Below are 19,619 nucleotides of genomic sequence, written 5' to 3'. Positions count from 1 at the left end.
TCTTATCTATATTTTATTCCTTAGCTCAGGGAAGCCATCTAGGGTTATCCATCCTTTTACCTCAGAAAATTCCAAAATCAGATGCTTTAACCCGTTAGTTACCAACAAATATTCGGAATTCAGCGCATAGTTATACCTGCATATCTGATCAACAACCTCGTTGGTGATTTCCACGTTAGGTGCTTTACATTCCGCAAGGAGTATTGGCTCGCCTTTTCGGTTATAGACTACAACATCGGCCCTATGGTTTACGCCATTGAATGAGAAACTTACCTCAACACCTATCAATCCTACTGGTAAGTTTAAATTGGTAATCAGGTAGCTAAGTAAATGCTGACGAACCCATTCTTCAGGGGTAAGTGCAATGAATTTTTTTCGGATTACATCAAAAATGTAACGGTTACCATTTTCCTGTTTTACCCGGAACTGGTATGCAGGAAAGTTAAGTGAACCTCCGTTAGCTGTGCTCATGCAGCAAAATTAAAAATTTTTAAATCATCCTGGGTCTTGCTAACGTTTTCGCCAGCCAAAACAAGCTGGTAATTATTAGCCTTTGCTAGAAAATTTCACCAAAATAGCATATCACTTTTGTTAAGTATGTTTAAAAACACTATTTTAAGATTGAGCGAATAGCCGTATCTTTGCCGAAATATACTTGTTGATAAAATTTAAATGTGTTGGTATGAAGACAAAAGAAGAAATTGTTGAGAACTGGTTACCAAGGTATACCGGGCAAGCACTTGAGGATTTTGGTTCCCATATTCTTTTAACCAACTTTAGGGGATACCTTGAATTCTTTGCTAATTACTTTAATGTACCTATTGTTAATCCAAATGCCAACATGCCCTGTGCCACTGCAAATGGTATAACCATGATCGATTTTGGCATGGGTAGTCCCAATGCTGCAACTATAATGGATTTGTTAAGCGCCGTAAAACCCAAAGCGGTACTTTTCCTTGGAAAATGTGGAGGCCTGAAAAAGAAGAACAACGTAGGCGATTTTATACTACCCATTGCAGCCATAAGGCACGAAGGAACCTCAAACGACTATATGCCCCCTGAGGTTCCCGCTTTGCCAGCATTTACGCTACAGCGTGTAGTTTCCTCAACCATTCGTAACCACAACCGCGATTACTGGACAGGTACTGTAGTTACAACAAACCGAAGGGTTTGGGAGTACGACGATAATTTCAAGGAGTACCTTCGCCGTACCCGTGCAATGGCAATTGATATGGAAACTGCAACCATTTTTACGGTTGGTTTCTATAATGAAATTCCTACCGGGGCACTTCTGCTGGTTACTGACCAACCCATGATCTCGGAAGGGGTTAAAACCGCTGAAAGCGATCAGAAGGTAAATTCACTCTTTGTTGAGGAGCAGATAAAGATTGGTATAGAATCATTAACCCGTTTGATAAACAACAGCGAATCGGTAAAGCACCTACGTTTTTAGGTTTGATATATGGCCAAGCAGAGTCAGACAGTTGAAACGTTTCAAAATATTCTTCAGGAGCTGAAGAATAAGATATATAAACCCATTTACTTTCTGACCGGCGATGAACCATACTTTATCGACAAGATTGCTGAGTACATTGAGGACAATGTGCTCAGCAGTTCCGAGAAAGCCTTCAACCAGACCGTGGTTTATGGTCGGGATATTTCTGCAGCCGATATTATCAATGCGGCACGTCGTTTTCCAATGATGTCCAACTACCAGGTAGTAATTGTTAAGGAAGCACAGAATGTGCGTAACCTATCCGATCTGGAGATCTACCTTAAAACTCCGCTGAATTCAACAATACTTGTAGTTTGTCACAAAATAGCCAGCGATGGCAAGAAATCGTCTGATAAGCTCTCAGGGGTTGTAAAGCTTGCAAAGCAAAAGGGGATTTACTTTGAATCAAAAAAGTTTTACGACTACCAGATTCCCGATTGGATTGTTGGATACCTTAAGGATAAAGGTATTAAAATTGACCCACTGGCAGCAAACCTACTAACGGAGTTTGTTGGTAACGATTTGAGCCGCTTGGCCCATGAACTTGATAAGCTAGCAATCATACTTCCTGCTGATAGCAAACTGATACAGGCCGCAGATATTGAGCGAAACATTGGTATTAGCCGCGATTTTAACCGTTTTGAACTAACTAAGGCGCTTGGCGAGATGAACTTTGCCCGTGCCATGCGCATTGCCGACCACTTTGCACGGAATCCCAATGCCAATCCTTTTGTGTTGACCATTACTGCTATTTACCAGTATTTCATCAAAATACTAAAGTATCACTTTTTAGCTGACAAGTCAAAAGCATCAGTGGCCAAGGAGTTGGGTGTAAACGAGTTTTTTGTTGCTGAGTACGAAAGGGCAGCAAAACGATACAGCCCATCGCGCTGTGTAAGTATTATCCACTGGCTCAGCGAGTACGATATGCGGTCAAAGGGTGTTAATAACGGTTCAACCGACCATGGCGAACTACTGCGGGAACTAATTTACCTTATAGTATTTGGGAAATGACCTATATAATCATTGCTATTACCGCTATTGTTTCCTTTGCTGCATTTGGAAACAGCATCCTATTTCAGCGGTTACTGCTTAACCCATACATAGTATTTAAGCGGAATGAGTGGTATAGGTTGATTTCGCATGCTTTTGTTCATGCCAATTTTTTACACCTATTTGTAAATATGATAGTGTTGCTATCGTTTGGCAGGTATGTGGAATCAATATTACAGCAACTACAATCTATTGGTAGCATTGGTATGCACCAGGTTCACTTTCTTATTCTCTACCTTGGTGCAGCAATAGTTTCATCGTTAACCACGCTGAGAAAGCATAAAAACGACCCATACTACCAGAGCGTAGGTGCATCTGGTGCTGTCTCGGCTATTGTGTTTTTCAGCATTTTCTTTAGTCCTCTGGAAAAGCTTTACCTTATGGCTATTATACCAATTCCCGGAATTGTTTTTGCCATTGCTTACCTTTTTTACTCAAACTACATGAGCCGTAAGGGAGGCGATAATATAAATCATGATGCACACTTTGTGGGTGCTGTTTTCGGATTCATTTACCCAATCCTTATTGACCCAAAGCTGTTTTTTTTCTTTCTAAAGCAGTTGGGGCTATAGTTTGATACCCATGCAAGCCGAGGCACACATCACTATACATCCTGGCGGTTTAGATGCAAGTGCTTTGCAACTGGTTGCTATTGTTAGTTGCATGAATGGGAATTGGCTGTGGGTTCGCAACAAAAACCGTAATACTTGGGAACTACCAGGAGGCCATATTGAACCGGGCGAATCGCCCGTAGAGGCTGCAAATAGGGAACTTTTTGAGGAAACAGGAGCAATTCGATACTCCATAAAGCAGCTATTTGATTATACAGTCCAACTCGATGGGGCTGTATCCTATGGGCGAATGTTTTTTGCCGAAATAACAGAACTTGGAGCTTTACCCCATAGTGAAATTGGGGAAGTAAAAGCATTTAAGAGTATCCCTGAGAATTTAACCTACAAACGGGTACAACCCCGTCTTTTTAAAATGGCAATTGAATACCTAAAAGGATAGCTATCTTTGTATGTGATGACCCAAAATGCTTACATATGGTATAATGGCGAGTTCCATCGTGTCGATAGTCTGGTATTGGCCGTTTCAAACCGGGCTTTCCGTTACGGCGATGGTCTGTTTGAAACAATTCATTGTTACGGTACAGAGCCTTACCATCTGGAATTACATTATGAAAGATTGACCAAAGGTTTACAAATTCTGGAGATTGAAAAACCTTCTTCCATATCAAAAGTTAAACTTGGGGAGGTAATCACCAAGTTACTCAATAAGAATCGCCATTTTGGGAGCACCCGCGTAAGAGTTTCAGTTTTTAGAAATGGGGAGGGGCTTTACGCACCCGAAAGTAGCGATGCATCAATTATTGTGGAGAGTCAGCCCCTTGACTTTAAGTTTTACGCCTACAACCAACAAGGTTTAATAGTAGATGTTTACCCTGATATTAAAAAATCGGTAAATATTCTATCAACAGTAAAAAGCTGTAACGCCTTAATTTACGTGAAAGCGGGACTTTACAGGAAAAGAAACTTACTCGATGAGTGCATTATTCTCAACGAGTTTGGGCGGGTAGCCGAGACTATTTCATCGAATGTTTTTGTTGTTAAGAGGGGCGAGGTATTTACACCAGGGCTTACGGAGGGGTGTATTCCGGGAATTATGCGCAGGGTTGTAATAAACCTTGCCCGCAGCTTAGGGTATAAAGTTTTTGATGATGTAGCCCTAAACACCAAGGTTTTCAGCACATGCGATGAACTCTTTATTACAAACGCAATTAGTGGAATCCGTTGGGTTCTTGGACTTGGGAGCAATCGCTACTTTAACACTGTGTCCAGGCACCTCAGCGTTGAGCTAAATAAAGCAACCTTTAAGGATTTAGTTTAGCGATGGATTTTCAGGGTATATAGTCCAAACCTTAAACTTTTCGCCCAGTTGCTGAACGGCAAAGTACCAGTTATCGTAAACCCCTTTCATTACATCGGCTGGCGCAAAATTGGCCACTACCCACGACTTTTCCTTTATCTCATTCTCCAGTTGCTTTGGCCCCCAGCCAGAGTAACCAATAAAAATCCTTAAATTTTTTGCGTTTACCTTACCGGCAATGGCAAGCGATTTTAATGCGTTGATATCGCCATTCATGTAAATTCCATTTCCCAAGGGGTATGAATTTGGTATTAGATCGCCAAAGGTGTGCAGGAAATTAATGGTTTCAGGGCTAACCGGTCCGCCAATCGACACGTTCACATCAACATCCGGAAAATCGACCAATATATCGCTAAGGCTGATGTTTAGCTTGCGGTTTACAATAAATCCCATACAGCCATTTGCATCGTGTTCAACCAGGTAGATTACCGTCCGCTTAAAAAACGGATCGTTCAGGGATGGCTGGGCAATTAGCACTCTGCCGGATTTGGGTGGAATTTGTTTGAACTTAATATCAAACAGGTTGATATCGATTTCTTTTCCTTTTGCCATAACCACCTCCTTCCTGATTTGTTTCACTCTTCAACTATCCAAAAATATGCCAAATTTTTCTTTCGAATTGCTTTTCCATAATAATTTTCCTGAACGATTTTTACATAAACGCATCCATTGTATGTTAATGCTCGGGGACAATGGAGTTCATATCAGGATTATTGCTATTTTCGAAAAATTTTAATTGGGTATGATAAAGCAACCAAAACTCATTCATGGCATTATTCCCATTGCATTTCTGATTCTTTTTCTCACTTTGAATGTGATTTACTTTGGCGATGAAACGCTATCGGGAGCTAATCAAATAGCATTGCTGCTTGCTTCAACTATAGGTTCCGCTATTGCTATTCATTTGGGCTATAAGTGGAGTTACATTAGGCAAATCATTGTAAAGACCATAGGATCGGCCATGCCATCAATACTAATACTAATGCTGATTGGTGCACTGGCAGGTACATGGATGATTAGCGGCGTTGTTCCAACACTAATTTATTACGGTTTAAAAATCCTTCATCCCAAAATATTTCTGTTTGCCACGGTTGTTATTACAGCATTAGTTTCACTTGCAACGGGGAGTTCTTGGTCTACAGTTGCCACCATGGGGGTAGCCTTGCTTGGAATTGGCAATGCGCTAGGCTTTCATCACGCCATAATTGCTGGCGCAATAGTATCAGGAGCCTATTTTGGCGACAAAATGTCACCTTTGAGCGATACCACTAACCTGGCACCAGCCATGGCCGGAACGGACCTGTTTACGCATGTAAAGTATATGACCATTACAACAATTCCTTCATTAGCAATCACCCTTATCATTTTTCTGGTTATAGGACTTAGGTTTGAACCACAAGGCGTTGTTGATGTACAAACCACAATGAATACCCTAACCTCTACCTTCAACATCTCACCATGGCTTTTGCTGGTACCCATCTTTTTGATTGTGGTAATTGTTAAGAAAACTCCTCCATTGCCATCAATTATGTTTGGTGTTTTGTTAGGTGGTGTTTTTGCTTTAATTTTTCAACCTCACATAGTTGAGCAGGTATCAGGAGTTACAGATAACTACCCGGAGGCTGGCTATATAGCAGTGATGAAAAGCATGTTTGGGAAAGTAACAATCGATTCGGGCGATGCTCAAATGAACGAGTTGCTTACCACGCGCGGCATGGCTGGTATGATGAATACCATTTGGCTTATCATAACAGCAATGATTTTTGGTGGTGTTATGGAATCGGCAGGTTTGCTGGTGAAGATAACTGAAACAATAATTAGGTTTGCTAAATCAACTGCAAGCCTGGTGGCCTCGGTTGTTACTAGCTGCCTATTCTTCAACGTTACAGCATCGGACCAGTACATTTCCATTGTAGTTCCCGGCCGAATGTTTGCTAAAACATTCCGGAAAAGGGGATATAAACCAGAACTACTAAGCAGAACGCTGGAAGATTCTGGAACGGTTACATCGGTGCTTATCCCATGGAATACTTGTGGTGCAACCCAAGCCGCTGTGCTTGGTGTTCCAACTTTTAGCTATGCGCCCTATGCATTCTTCAATATTATTAGCCCCTTTATGAGTGTGTTTATTGCTACAATCGGGTTTAAGATAAGAAGATTCACTCCTGAGGAAATGCAGGAAATAGAGCGGGAAGACGAGAACTCGCCAGTAGAGTTAAAGTTTGAGCAGGAATAGATACTAAAAAAGCCCGGGAAACCGGGCTTTTTTTGTTTAGAATAGTTTAGGGTAGCGTTTGGGGTTAACTTCGTGCATCAATTCGTATATTCCATCAAAAACATCCTCAGCATTGGGATTCGAGAAGTAGTCGCCATCGGTTGTATAGGCTGGACGATGCTCACGCGCTGTAATTGTTTTTGGGGGTGAATCGAGGTATTGGTATCCTGCCCTCTCTTCAAGTACCTTTTGCATCATGTAGGCTGTTGCACCCCCAGGAACATCCTCGTCAAAGAATACAATTCGGTTTGTTTTCTTTATTGAATCAAGAATTAGGTTAGGTAAATCGAAAGGTAAGAGTGTTTGAACATCTATCAGTTCAACAGAAATTCCAAACTCCCAAAGCTGTTCAACGGCTTCCTGGGCTATACGAACGCAGCTGCCATAGGTAACCAGTGTAACATCGGAACCCTCGCGAAGAATCTCGGGAACTCCTAATGGGATCTTATACTCACCAATATTTTCGGGTCGTTTTTCCTTTAAGCGGTAACCATTCAAGGGTTCAATTACCAGTGCTGGGTCATCCGCTTCGAGTAGGGTGTTGTAAAAGCCGGCAGCCTGAGTCATATTGCGAGGAACGCAAACGTAAACACCCCTTATTGAGTTGATAACCATGCTTAAAGGTGAGCCAGCATGCCAAACTCCTTCGAGCCTATGACCTCGGGTTGAAATAATAAGGGGCGCCATTTGGCCACTTTTTGTTCTCCACCGTATGGTGGCCAGGTCGTCGCTCATGGTTTGGAGCGCATACAGGAGGTAGTCAAAGTACTGAATTTCAGCTACGGGGCGCATTCCCCTAAGGGCTAGGCCAAGCCCTTGTCCAAGTATGGTATTCTCTCTAATTCCTGTATCGCTTATTCGAATTTCCCCATACTTCTTTTGTAATCCTTCGTACGATTGGTTTACACCGCCAATTCCTCCAACATCCTCACCAAAAATAACCAGAAGGGGATTTTTCTGAAACTGGGCATCCCAGTTGTCGCGAAGTATTTCACGTCCGGCAACCAAAGGAGAATCATCCTTGAAAACCGGTGGAATTCCTTTCACTTTCCATGCGGCTCGTTCGGTCTCGCAGTAAAGGTGTGAGCTGTACCTGTCGTAACCATCGTTCATGTTACGTTCAATCCAGGCGGTTAAGTCGGCCTGAAGCTTTTCGCGTATACTGCAATCGGAGCAAACATGGCGGAGAATGCGTTTAGCTGCGCTAATATTATCCTTGCGGATAGGGTTGGGTATTGCCTTTAGCTGTTCAGTTATTTCACCAACCTTATCAACGTGCTCGCGTTTGCAGAAACATGAACGGTTATCAATAATTTTAATCAGCTCATCACGTTCCTTCTTGATAGGGTTCGTAAAATCAGCCCACGCCTTGTCGCGTGCAGCTTTTGCGTCGGCTTGGGCTTTAGCTTCAATTTCGTTGAGCTCGTTTTCGGTGGCGTAGCCTTCGGTAATAATCCAATTACGGAAGCGTGCATTGCAGTCGTAATCCTTTTCCCATTGCAAGCGCTCAGGCGATTTGTACCGCTCATGCGAACCCGATGTGGAATGCCCTTGGGGTTGTGTAATTTCGGTTACATGGAAAAGAACAGGAACCTGTTCGGTTCTTGAGCGTTCAACTCCTTGTGTAAATGTTTCAATCAGAGCTGGGTAGTCCCAACCTTTTACACGGTATATATATATTCCGTTTACGTCGGATTCGCCTTTCTCAAAGCCTTTTACAAGTTCTGAGATATTACCCTTAGCTGTTTGGTAATCCCTAGGAACAGAGATTCCATAGCCATCGTCCCAGACAGCAACAACCATTGGAACTTGAAGCACTGCAGCAGCATTGAGGGTTTCCCAAAAATGCCCTTCCGATGTGCTGGCATCGCCAATTGTACCGAATGCAACCTCGTTCCCTTTACGGCTAAATTGATCAAATCGCCAAAGCTCCTTGTTGTTCTTGAAAAGTTTTGATGCCCAGGCTAACCCAAGTAATCGGGGCATTTGGCCAGCTGTAGGGGATATGTCAGGTGTGCTATTCTTTTGCTTTGTTAAATCCTTCCATGTGCCATCGGGATTTAGGCTGCGGGTGGCAAAATGGTTGTTAAAGGTTCTACCTGCATTACCCGGGTTAAGATCAATATCGGTTTGACCGTAAAGCTGGGCAAAAAACTCCTCAGCGGTAAACAGCCCTGCAGCCATCATAAAGGTTTGGTCGCGGTAGTAGCCCGATCGCCAATCGCCTTCCTTAAAGGTTTTAGCAAGGGCAATTTGAGCAAGCTCTTTACCATCGCCAAAAATTCCAAATTTTGCTTTACCGGTTAACACCTCCTTACGCCCCATAAGGCTTATATTGCGGCTGAGGTGGGCAATGTAGTAGTCGTTTAATATCTCTTCTTTACTAAATTTAATTTTGGTTGTGCTCATCGTTCAATTCTGTTGAGTTTCATCAGGTAAACAAAAAAGTTGTGCAATTGTTTTGAACCCAGATCTTAATGCCTGACTTTTGATTTTTTAAGTTTTTTAATAAAACTTTTTGTGTTTCTATCTGTTAGTTTTTTGCGCGAGCAGGCTAATAGGTATACTTTTGCAAAAACCTTTACCCAAATGTTAACCCTAAAATTAATTCTTGTTGCAGCCGCAATTCTTGGAATAGCCTTGTTGGGGATGGCTGTTAGAATAATTTTTCATAAGAGCCATAAGTTTCCGGAAACATCGGCTGGACATAATAAGGAATTACGAAAGCGTGGTGTTACATGTCCTCGTCACGAGGAAATTAAGTGCTGGGGGAAAAGCGGCAAAAATACCGATTGCGCAACCTGTTATGAGCATGCCCGCGAGGTTGTAAACTAAAACTAAACATTATGGCATTGCTTAAACTTATTGGCGTAGTTGCATTCCTTTTAGGAATTGTAATTATTGGGTTATCGCTTAAAACAATTATCAAGCCACGCAAACCCGGGTGCAACGATTCCGATATTGGTTATTCCTGTGGCTGCGGCGGCGGTGCAAATTGCAGCACTAACGCTGCAAGTAAGGGGATTTAATTAAGGTATAATTCTCTTTTTCATACCTTCGTTCATCCAAACAAGGTAATTCCCAAGCGAATCGGAGTAAACAAGGTAAGCGTCAATATCGTTGCTGTTGACAACAAAGTTTTTGCTCCATTCAACACCTTTAACCATGAATGCGGTTGCCAGAGCATCGGCCTTGGTAGCACTGGGTGCAACTACAGTTGCACTCAACAAGCTGTTCAGCTCAGGAAATCCAGTTTTGGGATTGATAGTGTGAGCATACTTTTGTCCGTTTACCTCGATAAATTTTCGGTAATTACCTGAGGTTGCTAACCCATAGCCATTGCTAATTGATATTTTTGCTTGAATATTCTCGCCTGGTAGAGCAGATTCTACAGGCTTATCGATACCAACAACCCAATCGGTTCCCTTCGAATTCTTACCGCGAGCAGTAATTTCGCCACCCACTTCAACAAGATAATGTTTTATACCATTACTCTCCAAATACTTACCAATTACATCAACCGTATAGCCCTGCGCTATGGCATTTACATCAATCTGAATTCTGCTATCATCCTTTTTAAGGGTATTACCGTCAAGGTGTATTTTGTTCATCCCAATTAAAGGGAGTAACTGTTTTACCTTAGCCGAGTCAATACCTTGTGTTTTATCCTTGCCAAAGCCTATGGCTCTAACAACTGGGCCTACGGTAATGTCAAAAGCTCCATCGCTTTGGTGGTAAATTTCAAAAGAGCTTACTATTACTTCCTTTAGCATATCGTCAATACTATCGGAAATATTACTGTTCAAAAGGCTAATTATGGAACTGTCGTTGTAAATGGACATTGATTGGTCAATTCTTCCTAGTATTGAATCTATTTGAACTGAAAAATCACGGATAAGGGAGTCGTAATAGGTTATACTATAGGTAGTCCCTTGGGTAAAACCTTCAATTTTTATGTATTCTTTTTTGGGTGAGCAGCTTACTAAAATAATCACTGCCAGTGTAAATACAGTTAGGTATCGCATAGCTCAATTTTTTACAAATGTAACCCTAAAGCCTAAACTCCTGAACAACCTTTTGGATACTTTTTTTGTAAATTGCCAAAAATTTGCGCTATGTTGAATTTGTTAGGCGATCAGGCATACCTTAACTCTTACCAGCTGGATATTTACGATACGTCGTTCGACAAGCTGATGCAGAAACGCATTTACAAGGTTTTACTTATCTGCAGCAGTTACGATGCATTCCTGCTTGAAGAGGACGGAAGGATAGATGAACAAATCTTTAATGAATATGTCTCGTTAAATCTTCGATATCCACCGGTTTTCCTTCAAGCCCATAGTGCCCGTGAGGTTCTTCGGATACTCCAGGAAGAGCATATCGATTTAATCATTTCCATGCTTAACGTGGGTGAGATGGATACCTTTAACCTGGCAAAAATGCTAAAGCAGCGCTATCCATCCATCCCTATTGTTGTCCTTACACCCTTCTCGCGCGAAGTATCATTGCGATTACAGAACGAGGATTTAAGTGCTATCGATTACGTTTTTTGCTGGCTCGGCAATGCCGATCTTCTTTTGGCTATCATTAAGCTTATTGAGGATAAGATGAATGCCGAGCACGACATTCTTGAAATTGGCGTTCAGACTATTATTTTGGTGGAAGATTCGGTAAGGTATTACTCCTCGTTTTTGCCAAACCTTTACAAGATAATCTTTAGGCAAGCCCGCATGTTTATGACCGAAGCGCTAAATGAGCACCATAGAATGCTTCGTATGCGCGGACGACCCAAAATTCTATTGGCTACAACCTACGATGAGGCCATAGAGTTCTATAGTAAGTATAAGAATAACGTGCTTGGCGTTATTTCCGATATTAGCTATAAGGTAAACAATAAGCGCGACCATGTGGCAAAGGCTGGACTACAGCTATGCAGACACATTAAAGCCGATGATCCAAACATTCCTTTCCTACTTCAGTCCTCCGAGCTTTCAAATAAAATATATGCCGATGAGCTTTGTGTAGGTTTTTTACACAAGTATTCCAAAACTTTTAGCCTTGACCTTCGCGATTACATTGTAAACAATTTTGGATTTGGTGATTTTGTTTTTCGTGACCCCGATACCCTTGCCGAAATTGCCCGCGCATCGGACTTGCGCCAGCTACAAAAGCTAATTCTCACCATTCCCGATCGCTCATTGGTTTACCATTCCAGCAGGAACGACATCTCCAAATGGCTGAATGCCAGAGCTATATTTTCAATTGCACAGCTCTTTAAGCCCATGCGGCTTAAGGATTTCAGAAGTATAGATGATGCCCGAAACTTTATTTACTATGCCATATCGGCATACAGGCTAAGCAAGGGTCGTAGCATAATTGCCAAGTTCGATAGGGAAACCTTTGACGAGTATAAGTTTTTTTCACGGATTGGCGATGGATCAATTGGGGGAAAAGCCCGAGGGTTAGCTTTTGTAAACCAGGTAATCCGGAACTACAATCTTTTCAATAAGTTTGAAAACACTATAATAACCATTCCAAGAACCGTTGTGCTCAGCACTGATATTTTTGACGAGTTCATGGAGTCTAATAACCTTTACTCTATTGCTTTGCAAGATTTGGATGATGAGGTCATCCTTGAAGCCTTCTTGAAAGCTAAACTACCCGAGCGTATAAAAATCGACCTTCGGAAAGTCATTTCAGTATTTCAAAGGCCTCTTGCGGTTCGTTCCTCGAGCAAACTTGAGGATTCCCATTATCAACCGTTTGCTGGAATCTACTCAACCTACATGGTTCCTCATTCCGATAACCCCGATCAAATGCTCCAACACTTAGCCAAAGCGGTTAAGGCTGTGTACGCATCGGTATTCTATAAGGCCAGCAAGGCGTATATGAATGCCACCCAAAACGTGATTGACGAGGAAAAGATGGGGGTTATAATTCAGGAGATCTGTGGAAACCAGTATGGTAACATGTATTTGCCAACCCTTTCCGGGGTAGCTCGCAGTATCAACTTTTACCCCATTGGTTCCGAGAAAACTGAGGATGGTATTGTTAGCGTAGGTTTTGGGCTTGGCAAACTTATTGTTGATGGTGGGGTAGCGCTTAGGTTTTCTCCTAAATATCCTAAAAAGATACTGCAACTTTCATCGGTTGAAATGGCGCTCCGCCAAACCCAGAAGAACTTCTACGCCCTTAATGTTGATCCCAACAGCTTTGAACCAAAGGTTGACGATAGCTCAAATTTGCTAAATCTTGATATAAGGGAGGCCTCTTCTATACCCGATTTCCGCTTAATAACATCTACCTACGATATGCACTCAGGAGTCCTACGCGATGGGTATTACGATGAGGGTTTGAAGCTGGTAACCTTTGCTCCAATCCTAAAACACGATACCTTTCCACTGGCCAAGATTTTATCGGAACTCCTCGAGATAGGCGAGCGTGAAATGAATAATCATATCGAGATTGAGTTTGCAGCAAACCTGAACCCTCCAAGCGGTATGCCTCGTCTTTTCAACTTTCTGCAGATACGCCCTATAGTTGATAGCGATCAAACGGAGCTGGTAGAGTGGAACGAGATGGACATAAATAAGGCTATACTCTACTCAAAGTCGGCATTGGGACATGGAAAGGTTAAGGATATATATGACTTTGTTTACATTAAACCGGAAAGCTTTAATCCGGCCATGACCAAGGAAATTGCTCATGAGCTCGATGAACTCAATAAAAGGTTTATCGATATGCAAAGGAATTACGTTCTGGTAGGCCCAGGCCGCTGGGGTAGTAGCGATCCATGGTTGGGTGTACCCATCAAATGGTCACAAATTTCACAGGCGCGAGTTATTGTTGAGGCCGGTCTTGAGAACTTCAGGGTTGATCCTAGCCAGGGTACCCATTTCTTTCAGAACCTTACCTCGTTCAGGGTTGCATACCTTACCGTTAACCCTTACTTACACGATGGTTCGTACGACATTCAGTTCCTCAACTCTATTCCTGCATGGTTCGAAACAAAATATATACGATGCATAAGGTTTGAACAACCGCTTGTAATACAGGTTGATGCTAAAACAAACCAAGGTGTTATATTAAAACCTGAAAACGGTTGATTGGTTTTAATTTTTAAGTAATACGCCAAAAAAATGTTTAATATCATATTTTTTCATGGTTTTTTTCTTTTGAAATGTCATTTTAATAAATCAATTTTGAAAAACTTTTTAAGGGGATAATTCCTCGCAATAAGAAAACTGAGTTTAACAACTAAAAACAGTTAGCGCAATGAATGTAAATAAATTAATGGCTGAGCTTGAAGCTAAGCACCCAGGTGAGGTGGAATACTTACAAGCAGTTCGTGAAGTTCTTGAGTCAATTGAAGAGGTTTACAACCAGAATCCTCAATTTGAATCGGCAAAGATTATTGAGCGTATGGTTGAGCCCGATCGTATTTTCACCTTTAAGGTGCCCTGGATGGACGATGAGGGTAATATTCACGTTAACCTGGGTTACCGTGTTCAGTTCAACAATGCCATTGGACCTTACAAAGGTGGCCTTCGTTTCCACCCAAGCGTAAACCTTTCAATCCTTAAGTTCTTAGGTTTTGAGCAAATTTTCAAGAACGCCCTTACAACCCTTCCTATGGGTGGTGCTAAGGGTGGTAGCGATTTCAACCCTAAGGGCCGTAGCGATGCTGAAGTTATGCGCTTCTGCCAGTCGTTCATGCTTGAGCTTTGGAAGCATATTGGTCCTGAAACCGACGTACCTGCTGGTGATATAGGTGTTGGTGGCCGTGAAATTGGCTACTTGTATGGAATGTATAAGAAACTTGCCAGTGAGAACACAGGTGTGCTAACCGGAAAAGGTATAAACTGGGGTGGTTCACTTATCCGTCCTGAGGCTACCGGTTTTGGTGCTACCTACTTTGCTCAGGAAATGCTTGCTACCAAAGGCATGTCGTTTGCAGGCAAACGCGTTGCAATTTCTGGTTTTGGTAACGTTGCTTGGGGTGCTGCCCTAAAGGTTACCGAACTTGGTGGTAAGGTGGTTACCATTTCGGGACCCGATGGTTATATCCTTGACGAAGCTGGCATTAGCGGCGAAAAGATTGATTACATGCTAGAGCTTCGCGCTTCGAACCAGGATATCGTTGAGCCTTACGCTAAGAAGTTCCCTGGCTCTAAGTTTTTTGCCGGTAAACGTCCTTGGGAAGTAAAGGTTGATGTTGCTATGCCTTGCGCTACCCAGAACGAACTTGGCAAAGCCGATGCTGAAGCCCTTGTAAAGAACGGTGTAGTTTGCGTTGCTGAAGGTGCTAACATGCCTTGTACTCCTGAAGCCATTGAGGTATTCCAGCACAACAAGATTCTCTTTGCCCCTGGTAAAGCTGTAAACGCTGGTGGTGTTGCTACTTCAGGTCTTGAAATGACTCAGAATAGCATGAAACTCAACTGGCCACGCGAAGAGGTTGATGCTCGTCTACACCAAATTATGAAGAGTATCCATGAAGCTTGCGTTAAACATGGTACTGAAAAAGACGGTTATGTTAACTACGTTAAGGGTGCTAACATTGCCGGTTTCTTGAAAGTTGCCAACGCAATGCTTGACCAAGGTTTGATCTAAACAAAACCAAATATTTTGTTAACTTTAAGGGCTCAGCAATGAGCCCTTAATTTTTTAAATTAAAATGGTATGAGCACTACATCAACAATTATCTATAAGGGTGACTTACGAACCGAGGCAACGCATACACGTTCAGGGGTGACCATTACAACTGATGCTCCTGTGGACAATCAGGGTAAAGGTGAATGTTTTTCACCAACCGATTTGCTTGCCACTTCATTGGGTTGCTGCATGGTAACAATTATGGGGATTGCAGCACGAACCCATGGATTTAATATTGATGGTACAAAAATAGATGTGCAAAAGGTGATGGGAACAAACCCTCGAAGAGTTGTTGAGGTAATAGTTGACCTTTACTTTCCGCACAACAACTATACTGCTAAAGAACGGAAACTACTTGAGGCATCAGCAAAGGAGTGTCCCGTAGCGCAGAGCCTCCATCCCAATTTAAAGCAAACAGTCCGGTTCCATTTCCCTGAATAAAAAAACGCCCGTTAGGGCGTTTTCTTCTTTTTTATAGACTTTGTTTGCTTTCTGCGGCAATGTCCTTGTTTACTTTTTTAATTAAACCCTGAAGCACGTTGCCTGGACCCAACTCAACAAATTCAGTGGCACCGTCGGCAATCATGTTTTGAACGGTTTGCGTCCATCTAACAGGTGCGGTTAGTTGGGCTACAAGATTTTTCTTTATCTCTTCAGGGCTGGAGGTGGGTTTGGCAGTTACATTCTGGTAAATGGGACAAACAGGTTTATTAAATGGAGTAGCATTGATGGCTGCTTCGAGTTCCTGGCGTGCAGGCTCCATGAGTGGCGAATGGAATGCGCCGCTAACGGCTAGCTTAAGCGCCCTTTTGGCACCAGCTTCTTTTAACCTCTCACAAGCAATATCGATACCCTTAACTGAGCCCGAAATAACGAGTTGACCAGGACAGTTATAGTTGGCAGCAACAACAATTTCGTCAACAGAGGCGCAAATTTCTTCCACCTTTGAATCATCAAGCCCTAGCACAGCGGCCATGGTTGAGGGTTGAAGTTCGCAGGCTTTTTGCATGGCCATTGCGCGTGCCGATACTAGCCTTAAACCATCCTCAAAACTCAAAGCGCCTGCTGCCACTAACGCTGAGAATTCTCCCAATGAGTGACCTGCCACCATTTCGGGTTTGAAATCGTTCCCCAAAACCTTTGCAAGTATAACAGAGTGCAGGAATATAGCAGGTTGGGTAACTTTGGTTTGCTTTAAATCCTCATCGGTTCCTGCAAACATTAAATCGGTAATTCTAAATCCTAAAATTTCATTTGCTTTTTCAAAAAGTTCCTTGGCTACGGGTGAACTATCGTACAAATCTTTACCCATACCAACAAACTGGGCGCCTTGACCCGGGAAAACATAAGCTTTCATAGTTAAAGGTTATAGTTTATCAAAGGCAAATGTAAGGCATTTTTTAATTTCTGTGACCATGAAACCTGAAATTGTAATGGTTCAATGATCCTAGGAGATGCATACCTAAATCCTAAAGATCAATTACCATTTCGCCTATGGGAAGGTCTTGTAAAACAACTTTTTTATCGAGCAGCAAAACTTTACCATCCGGATAAATATCAAATGCTGCGTTGTATAGTGAGCGATCGACAGTAATATTACAGTATATCGTGAACTGGTTGTTTGATAGGGTTACCACTGGGGCTTGAATTTGATGGCTTATAACATCGAAAAGTTCTAATTCAGGAAATTCAATGAAATCAAGATCGTTAACAGTTTCTACTATTTTTTGATACTGGTAAGGAAAAAGGTAGGTTGAGTAGTAAAGTTTAAGGTAATCGAGCACATTCTTAATGTTAAGGTTCAGCCTTTCATTCATTAGTAATGAGTTCCATTGTCCTAAACCGCTTAATGGGTAAACCTGAACTCCATTATCAACCACCATTAGTTTTGATGCTGGAATACAATCATAATCTGTTATGGAAAGCAGCTTGGAGTTTGGGAAGAATGTTTGCTCAATTGGTTCAATAGAGCAATTTTTATTAAAGGTTATGTATTTGCCTAGATGGGCATTTACATTGCGTACTATGCGGGTATATAAATCCTTATCAATTTTTGAAATGCCCATACTTCTTATTTACCACTTGCAAGATATTGGTAAATACGATTTAAGTCAAGAGTCTTATAAAAATATTTGTTAACAGTTTGACGGTAATTTTTTTTACATTAACCTTGTATGAAAATTAACACCTATAACCATGAAAAAATTATTAGTTATTCTGACAATTTTAGCAACAAACTTTTATACTGCCAATGCTCAGCTATTTAAGGTATTTGGCCATGATGTTGGGTTTATCTACGTTGGACCAAAAGTGGGTATGAACTTTTCAAAATTTAGCCAATGGTCATATACTGGCTATGAAGTGAAAAATAGAATTGGATATCAGCTAGGTGTTGTTGGTGATTTTGGGTTTACGAATAGGTTTTCCTTTCAAACGGAGTTGAACTTTATTTCCAAAGGAACAAAAGGAATCTATGGGACAGTTGAGGAAACAAAGCGTATGCCTGCAATTCAGATTCCCTTACTTGCCAAGTACACTTTTAGCTTGCTGGGGTTAAAGAGAGTATATGCAAATGGTGGTGTTTACTCTACTACAAGAATTGGTAGCGGTAAAGTTATTTACGAGGATGGTGCAGTTTACGACGATTATCATTGGACCCGTTTCGATTGGGGATTTTCAGCGGGTTGCGGAGCCGAATATCCAACCAAGGATGGCATTTGGGGGTTAGATTTACGTTACGACTTGGGTATGGTTGATATTTATCGACAAATGGATGAGAATACTAAATCGCGCTTTCGTTCATTTCAGTTTGCACTAACCTATAAATTTGATATGGTTGACCTATACTTCAAGTTGCGTAAAAAGAATAACGATGAGGGTGGTGATAGAGAAACCGGCAACAAGGGTCCTAAAGGACTTAAGGTAGAGCAACGCAACTAGGCATTATCCTTTACATAAGGAAAAGGGTGCTTCTTATTTTGAGCACCCTTTGTTTTTTAGTTTATCATGCTAATGGAGCTTAACTCCAATAAGATGAATGAACTCTTCGCGTGTTTCATTGTGGGTAAGGAAGGCACCCGTAAATGCTGATGTTGTGGTAACAGAGTTTTGCTTCTGAATTCCACGCATTTGCATACACATATGGGCTGCTTCTATAACTACGGCAACTCCAAGTGGATTGAGGGTTTCCTGCAAGCAATCGCGTATTTGAACAGTTAACCTTTCCTGTACCTGTAACCTGCGCGCGTATGCATCAACAACCCTGGCTACCTTGCTAAGACCCGTAATGTAACCATTTGGAATGTAGGCCACGTGAGCTTTTCCGTAGAATGGTATCATGTGGTGTTCGCACATGGAGTATAGTTCAATATCCTTAACCAGCACCATCTGTTTGTACTCCTCGTGGAACTTTGCACTTCTTACAAGTACATGGGGATCAATGTTATAGCCATGGGTTAGGAACTGAATGGCTTTTGCTACTCTTACAGGAGTTTGCAATAATCCCTCACGACCAACATCCTCCCCAATTAGCTTAAGTATTTCCTTGTAGTGGTAGGCTAACTTTTCGGTTGTCTCAGGGTTCCACCTCTCAATCTTTGAGTAGCCTTCATCTTCGTTGAACGATGCGTTGTGATTTACTATTTCCATGACATTAATCTCCGTAATATTCTACAAAGTTATTCTCGGTTTCTTTTATTTTTATGCAATGAAGTTGTGCTCCTACATCACTCAATGGTTTTTCAAGTTCTTTCCATATTGCTATGGCTAGGTTTTCGGTAGTGGCAAGCACTCCTTGCATAAAGTCAACATCGATGTTTACATTTTTGTGATCCAGCTTGCTAATTATCCGCTCTTTGATGATTTGACTTACCACTTTGAGGTTTACCACATAACCCAGCTCTTGGTTCACTTCACCTTTAATCGTAACAAAAAGCTCATAGTTATGTCCGTGCCAGTTGGGGTGTGAGCACTGCCCAAATAGCCTAAAATTTTCTTCATCGGTCAATTCTTGCTTGTATAACCTGTGAGCAGCGCTAAATCGTTCTCTTCGTGTCAGGTACGCAATGGGCATTTTCTTTTAAAGTTACAAACAATTTTGTTTTTTGTTAAAATATCTATCATTATTTATTTTTAACCACATCCGTCCAAAATAAAATTTTGTAGATAAAAAATGGGAGTTGGAAATATCCCCGTTAAGGGATAGTTTTACAT

General features: G+C 41.7%; 20 protein-coding genes. 12 read left to right on the top strand and 8 right to left on the bottom strand.

Annotated features, from left to right (window positions below; all coding sequences use genetic code 11):
- Positions 1 to 6 precede the first annotated feature (6 nt).
- A complete protein-coding gene (locus WHS63_RS08305) occupies positions 7 to 471 on the bottom strand; it encodes a type I restriction enzyme HsdR N-terminal domain-containing protein (protein ID WP_445204699.1) in 465 nt (154 codons plus the stop codon).
- A gap of 211 nt (positions 472 to 682) precedes the next feature.
- On the opposite strand from WHS63_RS08305, the gene WHS63_RS08300 reads away from it, so the two are divergent.
- From WHS63_RS08300 to WHS63_RS08280, 5 genes are read left to right on the top strand one after another with little or no spacing between them, the layout of a single operon-like run.
- A complete protein-coding gene (locus WHS63_RS08300; protein ID WP_445198309.1) occupies positions 683 to 1,453 on the top strand; it encodes an AMP nucleosidase in 771 nt (256 codons plus the stop codon).
- Positions 1,454 to 1,462: 9 nt separating this feature from the next.
- On the top strand, positions 1,463 to 2,509 hold the full coding sequence (holA, locus tag WHS63_RS08295; RefSeq protein WP_369490335.1) for a DNA polymerase III subunit delta: 1,047 nt from the start codon (positions 1,463 to 1,465) through the stop codon (positions 2,507 to 2,509).
- A complete protein-coding gene (locus WHS63_RS08290; protein ID WP_445204698.1) occupies positions 2,506 to 3,120 on the top strand; it encodes a rhomboid family intramembrane serine protease in 615 nt (204 codons plus the stop codon). Before holA ends, WHS63_RS08290 begins: the two co-directional genes overlap by 4 nt.
- Before the next feature lie 10 nt (positions 3,121 to 3,130).
- Positions 3,131 to 3,559, top strand: a complete 429-nt coding sequence (locus tag WHS63_RS08285) for an NUDIX hydrolase (RefSeq protein ID WP_445204697.1) — start codon at positions 3,131 to 3,133, stop codon at positions 3,557 to 3,559.
- 15 nt (positions 3,560 to 3,574) lie between these two features.
- Entirely contained in the window at positions 3,575 to 4,438 is an 864-nt protein-coding gene (locus WHS63_RS08280) for an aminotransferase class IV (RefSeq protein ID WP_445204696.1), read from the top strand.
- On the opposite strand, the gene WHS63_RS08275 is transcribed toward WHS63_RS08280, so the two are convergent.
- Positions 4,430 to 5,029 (bottom strand): YqgE/AlgH family protein, encoded by a 600-nt coding sequence (locus tag WHS63_RS08275; protein WP_445204695.1) that lies wholly within the window; start codon positions 5,027 to 5,029, stop codon positions 4,430 to 4,432. The two genes, WHS63_RS08280 and WHS63_RS08275, sit on opposite strands and share 9 nt — an antisense overlap.
- Before the next feature lie 190 nt (positions 5,030 to 5,219).
- Between WHS63_RS08275 and nhaC the strand changes: the two genes are divergently transcribed.
- Positions 5,220 to 6,713 carry a Na+/H+ antiporter NhaC gene (gene nhaC / locus WHS63_RS08270; protein WP_445204694.1) on the top strand — a complete coding sequence of 498 codons (1,494 nt, stop codon included), beginning with the start codon at positions 5,220 to 5,222 and terminating at the stop codon, positions 6,711 to 6,713.
- A gap of 36 nt (positions 6,714 to 6,749) precedes the next feature.
- On the opposite strand, the gene WHS63_RS08265 is transcribed toward nhaC, so the two are convergent.
- Positions 6,750 to 9,161 carry an alpha-ketoacid dehydrogenase subunit alpha/beta gene (locus WHS63_RS08265; RefSeq protein WP_445204693.1) on the bottom strand — a complete coding sequence of 804 codons (2,412 nt, stop codon included), beginning with the start codon at positions 9,159 to 9,161 and terminating at the stop codon, positions 6,750 to 6,752.
- A gap of 180 nt (positions 9,162 to 9,341) precedes the next feature.
- On the opposite strand from WHS63_RS08265, the gene WHS63_RS08260 reads away from it, so the two are divergent.
- Positions 9,342 to 9,587 (top strand): hypothetical protein, encoded by a 246-nt coding sequence (locus WHS63_RS08260; protein WP_445204692.1) that lies wholly within the window; start codon positions 9,342 to 9,344, stop codon positions 9,585 to 9,587.
- A gap of 11 nt (positions 9,588 to 9,598) precedes the next feature.
- Positions 9,599 to 9,781, top strand: coding sequence for a hypothetical protein (locus tag WHS63_RS08255; protein WP_445204691.1), 183 nt, complete (start codon positions 9,599 to 9,601; stop codon positions 9,779 to 9,781).
- Here WHS63_RS08255 and WHS63_RS08250 read toward each other — a convergent pair whose 3' ends face one another.
- Positions 9,782 to 10,777 carry an FAD:protein FMN transferase gene (locus WHS63_RS08250; RefSeq protein ID WP_445204690.1) on the bottom strand — a complete coding sequence of 332 codons (996 nt, stop codon included), beginning with the start codon at positions 10,775 to 10,777 and terminating at the stop codon, positions 9,782 to 9,784.
- 90 nt (positions 10,778 to 10,867) lie between these two features.
- On the opposite strand from WHS63_RS08250, the gene WHS63_RS08245 reads away from it, so the two are divergent.
- The 3 genes from WHS63_RS08245 to WHS63_RS08235 all read left to right on the top strand — a co-directional run bounded on the left by WHS63_RS08245 (position 10,868) and on the right by WHS63_RS08235 (position 15,848).
- On the top strand, positions 10,868 to 13,858 hold the full coding sequence (locus tag WHS63_RS08245; protein ID WP_445204689.1) for a PEP/pyruvate-binding domain-containing protein: 2,991 nt from the start codon (positions 10,868 to 10,870) through the stop codon (positions 13,856 to 13,858).
- A gap of 169 nt (positions 13,859 to 14,027) precedes the next feature.
- Complete coding sequence (gdhA, locus tag WHS63_RS08240; protein ID WP_445204688.1) at positions 14,028 to 15,365, top strand: NADP-specific glutamate dehydrogenase; 1,338 nt, start codon at positions 14,028 to 14,030, stop codon at positions 15,363 to 15,365.
- Between the two features lie 69 nt (positions 15,366 to 15,434).
- Positions 15,435 to 15,848, top strand: coding sequence for an OsmC family protein (locus WHS63_RS08235; RefSeq protein WP_445204687.1), 414 nt, complete (start codon positions 15,435 to 15,437; stop codon positions 15,846 to 15,848).
- A 31-nt stretch (positions 15,849 to 15,879) separates the two neighbouring features.
- On the opposite strand, the gene fabD is transcribed toward WHS63_RS08235, so the two are convergent.
- Together fabD and WHS63_RS08225 are read right to left on the bottom strand one after the other, a co-directional pair.
- The gene (gene fabD / locus WHS63_RS08230) at positions 15,880 to 16,764 is read right to left on the bottom strand and encodes an ACP S-malonyltransferase (protein ID WP_445204686.1); all 885 of its coding nucleotides are present in this window, start codon (positions 16,762 to 16,764) and stop codon (positions 15,880 to 15,882) included.
- A 112-nt stretch (positions 16,765 to 16,876) separates the two neighbouring features.
- Positions 16,877 to 17,473, bottom strand: a complete 597-nt coding sequence (locus WHS63_RS08225) for a hypothetical protein (RefSeq protein WP_445204685.1) — start codon at positions 17,471 to 17,473, stop codon at positions 16,877 to 16,879.
- Positions 17,474 to 17,603: 130 nt separating this feature from the next.
- On the opposite strand from WHS63_RS08225, the gene WHS63_RS08220 reads away from it, so the two are divergent.
- A complete protein-coding gene (locus WHS63_RS08220; protein WP_445204684.1) occupies positions 17,604 to 18,347 on the top strand; it encodes a porin family protein in 744 nt (247 codons plus the stop codon).
- 69 nt (positions 18,348 to 18,416) lie between these two features.
- On the opposite strand, the gene folE is transcribed toward WHS63_RS08220, so the two are convergent.
- On the bottom strand, positions 18,417 to 19,055 hold the full coding sequence (gene folE / locus WHS63_RS08215) for a GTP cyclohydrolase I FolE (RefSeq protein WP_369490319.1): 639 nt from the start codon (positions 19,053 to 19,055) through the stop codon (positions 18,417 to 18,419).
- Positions 19,056 to 19,059: 4 nt separating this feature from the next.
- Entirely contained in the window at positions 19,060 to 19,479 is a 420-nt protein-coding gene (locus tag WHS63_RS08210) for a 6-carboxytetrahydropterin synthase (protein ID WP_445204683.1), read from the bottom strand.
- Positions 19,480 to 19,619: the final 140 nt, after the last annotated feature.

Source organism: Tenuifilum sp. (genome assembly GCF_037481895.1).
Taxonomy (GTDB): Bacteria; Bacteroidota; Bacteroidia; order Bacteroidales; family Tenuifilaceae; genus Tenuifilum; species Tenuifilum osseticum.
The sequence above is the reverse complement of the archived record's forward strand: the minus strand, read 5'-3'. Positions and strand labels throughout refer to the sequence as shown.

Excerpts from the sequence above, each read along its gene's own strand:
- holA (WP_369490335.1), top strand. The coding sequence starts at position 1,463 with ATGGCCAAGCAGAGTCAGACAGTTGAAACGTTTCAAAATATTCTTCAG.
- WHS63_RS08305 (WP_445204699.1), bottom strand. The coding sequence starts at position 471 with ATGAGCACAGCTAACGGAGGTTCACTTAACTTTCCTGCATACCAGTTC.
- WHS63_RS08290 (WP_445204698.1), top strand. The coding sequence starts at position 2,506 with ATGACCTATATAATCATTGCTATTACCGCTATTGTTTCCTTTGCTGCA.
- WHS63_RS08285 (WP_445204697.1), top strand. The coding sequence starts at position 3,131 with ATGCAAGCCGAGGCACACATCACTATACATCCTGGCGGTTTAGATGCA.
- WHS63_RS08275 (WP_445204695.1), bottom strand. The coding sequence starts at position 5,029 with ATGGCAAAAGGAAAAGAAATCGATATCAACCTGTTTGATATTAAGTTC.
- nhaC (WP_445204694.1), top strand. The coding sequence starts at position 5,220 with ATGATAAAGCAACCAAAACTCATTCATGGCATTATTCCCATTGCATTT.
- WHS63_RS08210 (WP_445204683.1), bottom strand. The coding sequence starts at position 19,479 with ATGCCCATTGCGTACCTGACACGAAGAGAACGATTTAGCGCTGCTCAC.
- WHS63_RS08220 (WP_445204684.1), top strand. The coding sequence starts at position 17,604 with ATGAAAAAATTATTAGTTATTCTGACAATTTTAGCAACAAACTTTTAT.
- WHS63_RS08225 (WP_445204685.1), bottom strand. The coding sequence starts at position 17,473 with ATGGGCATTTCAAAAATTGATAAGGATTTATATACCCGCATAGTACGC.
- gdhA (WP_445204688.1), top strand. The coding sequence starts at position 14,028 with ATGAATGTAAATAAATTAATGGCTGAGCTTGAAGCTAAGCACCCAGGT.
- folE (WP_369490319.1), bottom strand. The coding sequence starts at position 19,055 with ATGGAAATAGTAAATCACAACGCATCGTTCAACGAAGATGAAGGCTAC.
- WHS63_RS08300 (WP_445198309.1), top strand. The coding sequence starts at position 683 with ATGAAGACAAAAGAAGAAATTGTTGAGAACTGGTTACCAAGGTATACC.
- WHS63_RS08245 (WP_445204689.1), top strand. The coding sequence starts at position 10,868 with ATGTTGAATTTGTTAGGCGATCAGGCATACCTTAACTCTTACCAGCTG.
- fabD (WP_445204686.1), bottom strand. The coding sequence starts at position 16,764 with ATGAAAGCTTATGTTTTCCCGGGTCAAGGCGCCCAGTTTGTTGGTATG.
- WHS63_RS08280 (WP_445204696.1), top strand. The coding sequence starts at position 3,575 with ATGACCCAAAATGCTTACATATGGTATAATGGCGAGTTCCATCGTGTC.
- WHS63_RS08250 (WP_445204690.1), bottom strand. The coding sequence starts at position 10,777 with ATGCGATACCTAACTGTATTTACACTGGCAGTGATTATTTTAGTAAGC.
- WHS63_RS08265 (WP_445204693.1), bottom strand. The coding sequence starts at position 9,161 with ATGAGCACAACCAAAATTAAATTTAGTAAAGAAGAGATATTAAACGAC.
- WHS63_RS08260 (WP_445204692.1), top strand. The coding sequence starts at position 9,342 with ATGTTAACCCTAAAATTAATTCTTGTTGCAGCCGCAATTCTTGGAATA.
- WHS63_RS08235 (WP_445204687.1), top strand. The coding sequence starts at position 15,435 with ATGAGCACTACATCAACAATTATCTATAAGGGTGACTTACGAACCGAG.
- WHS63_RS08255 (WP_445204691.1), top strand. The coding sequence starts at position 9,599 with ATGGCATTGCTTAAACTTATTGGCGTAGTTGCATTCCTTTTAGGAATT.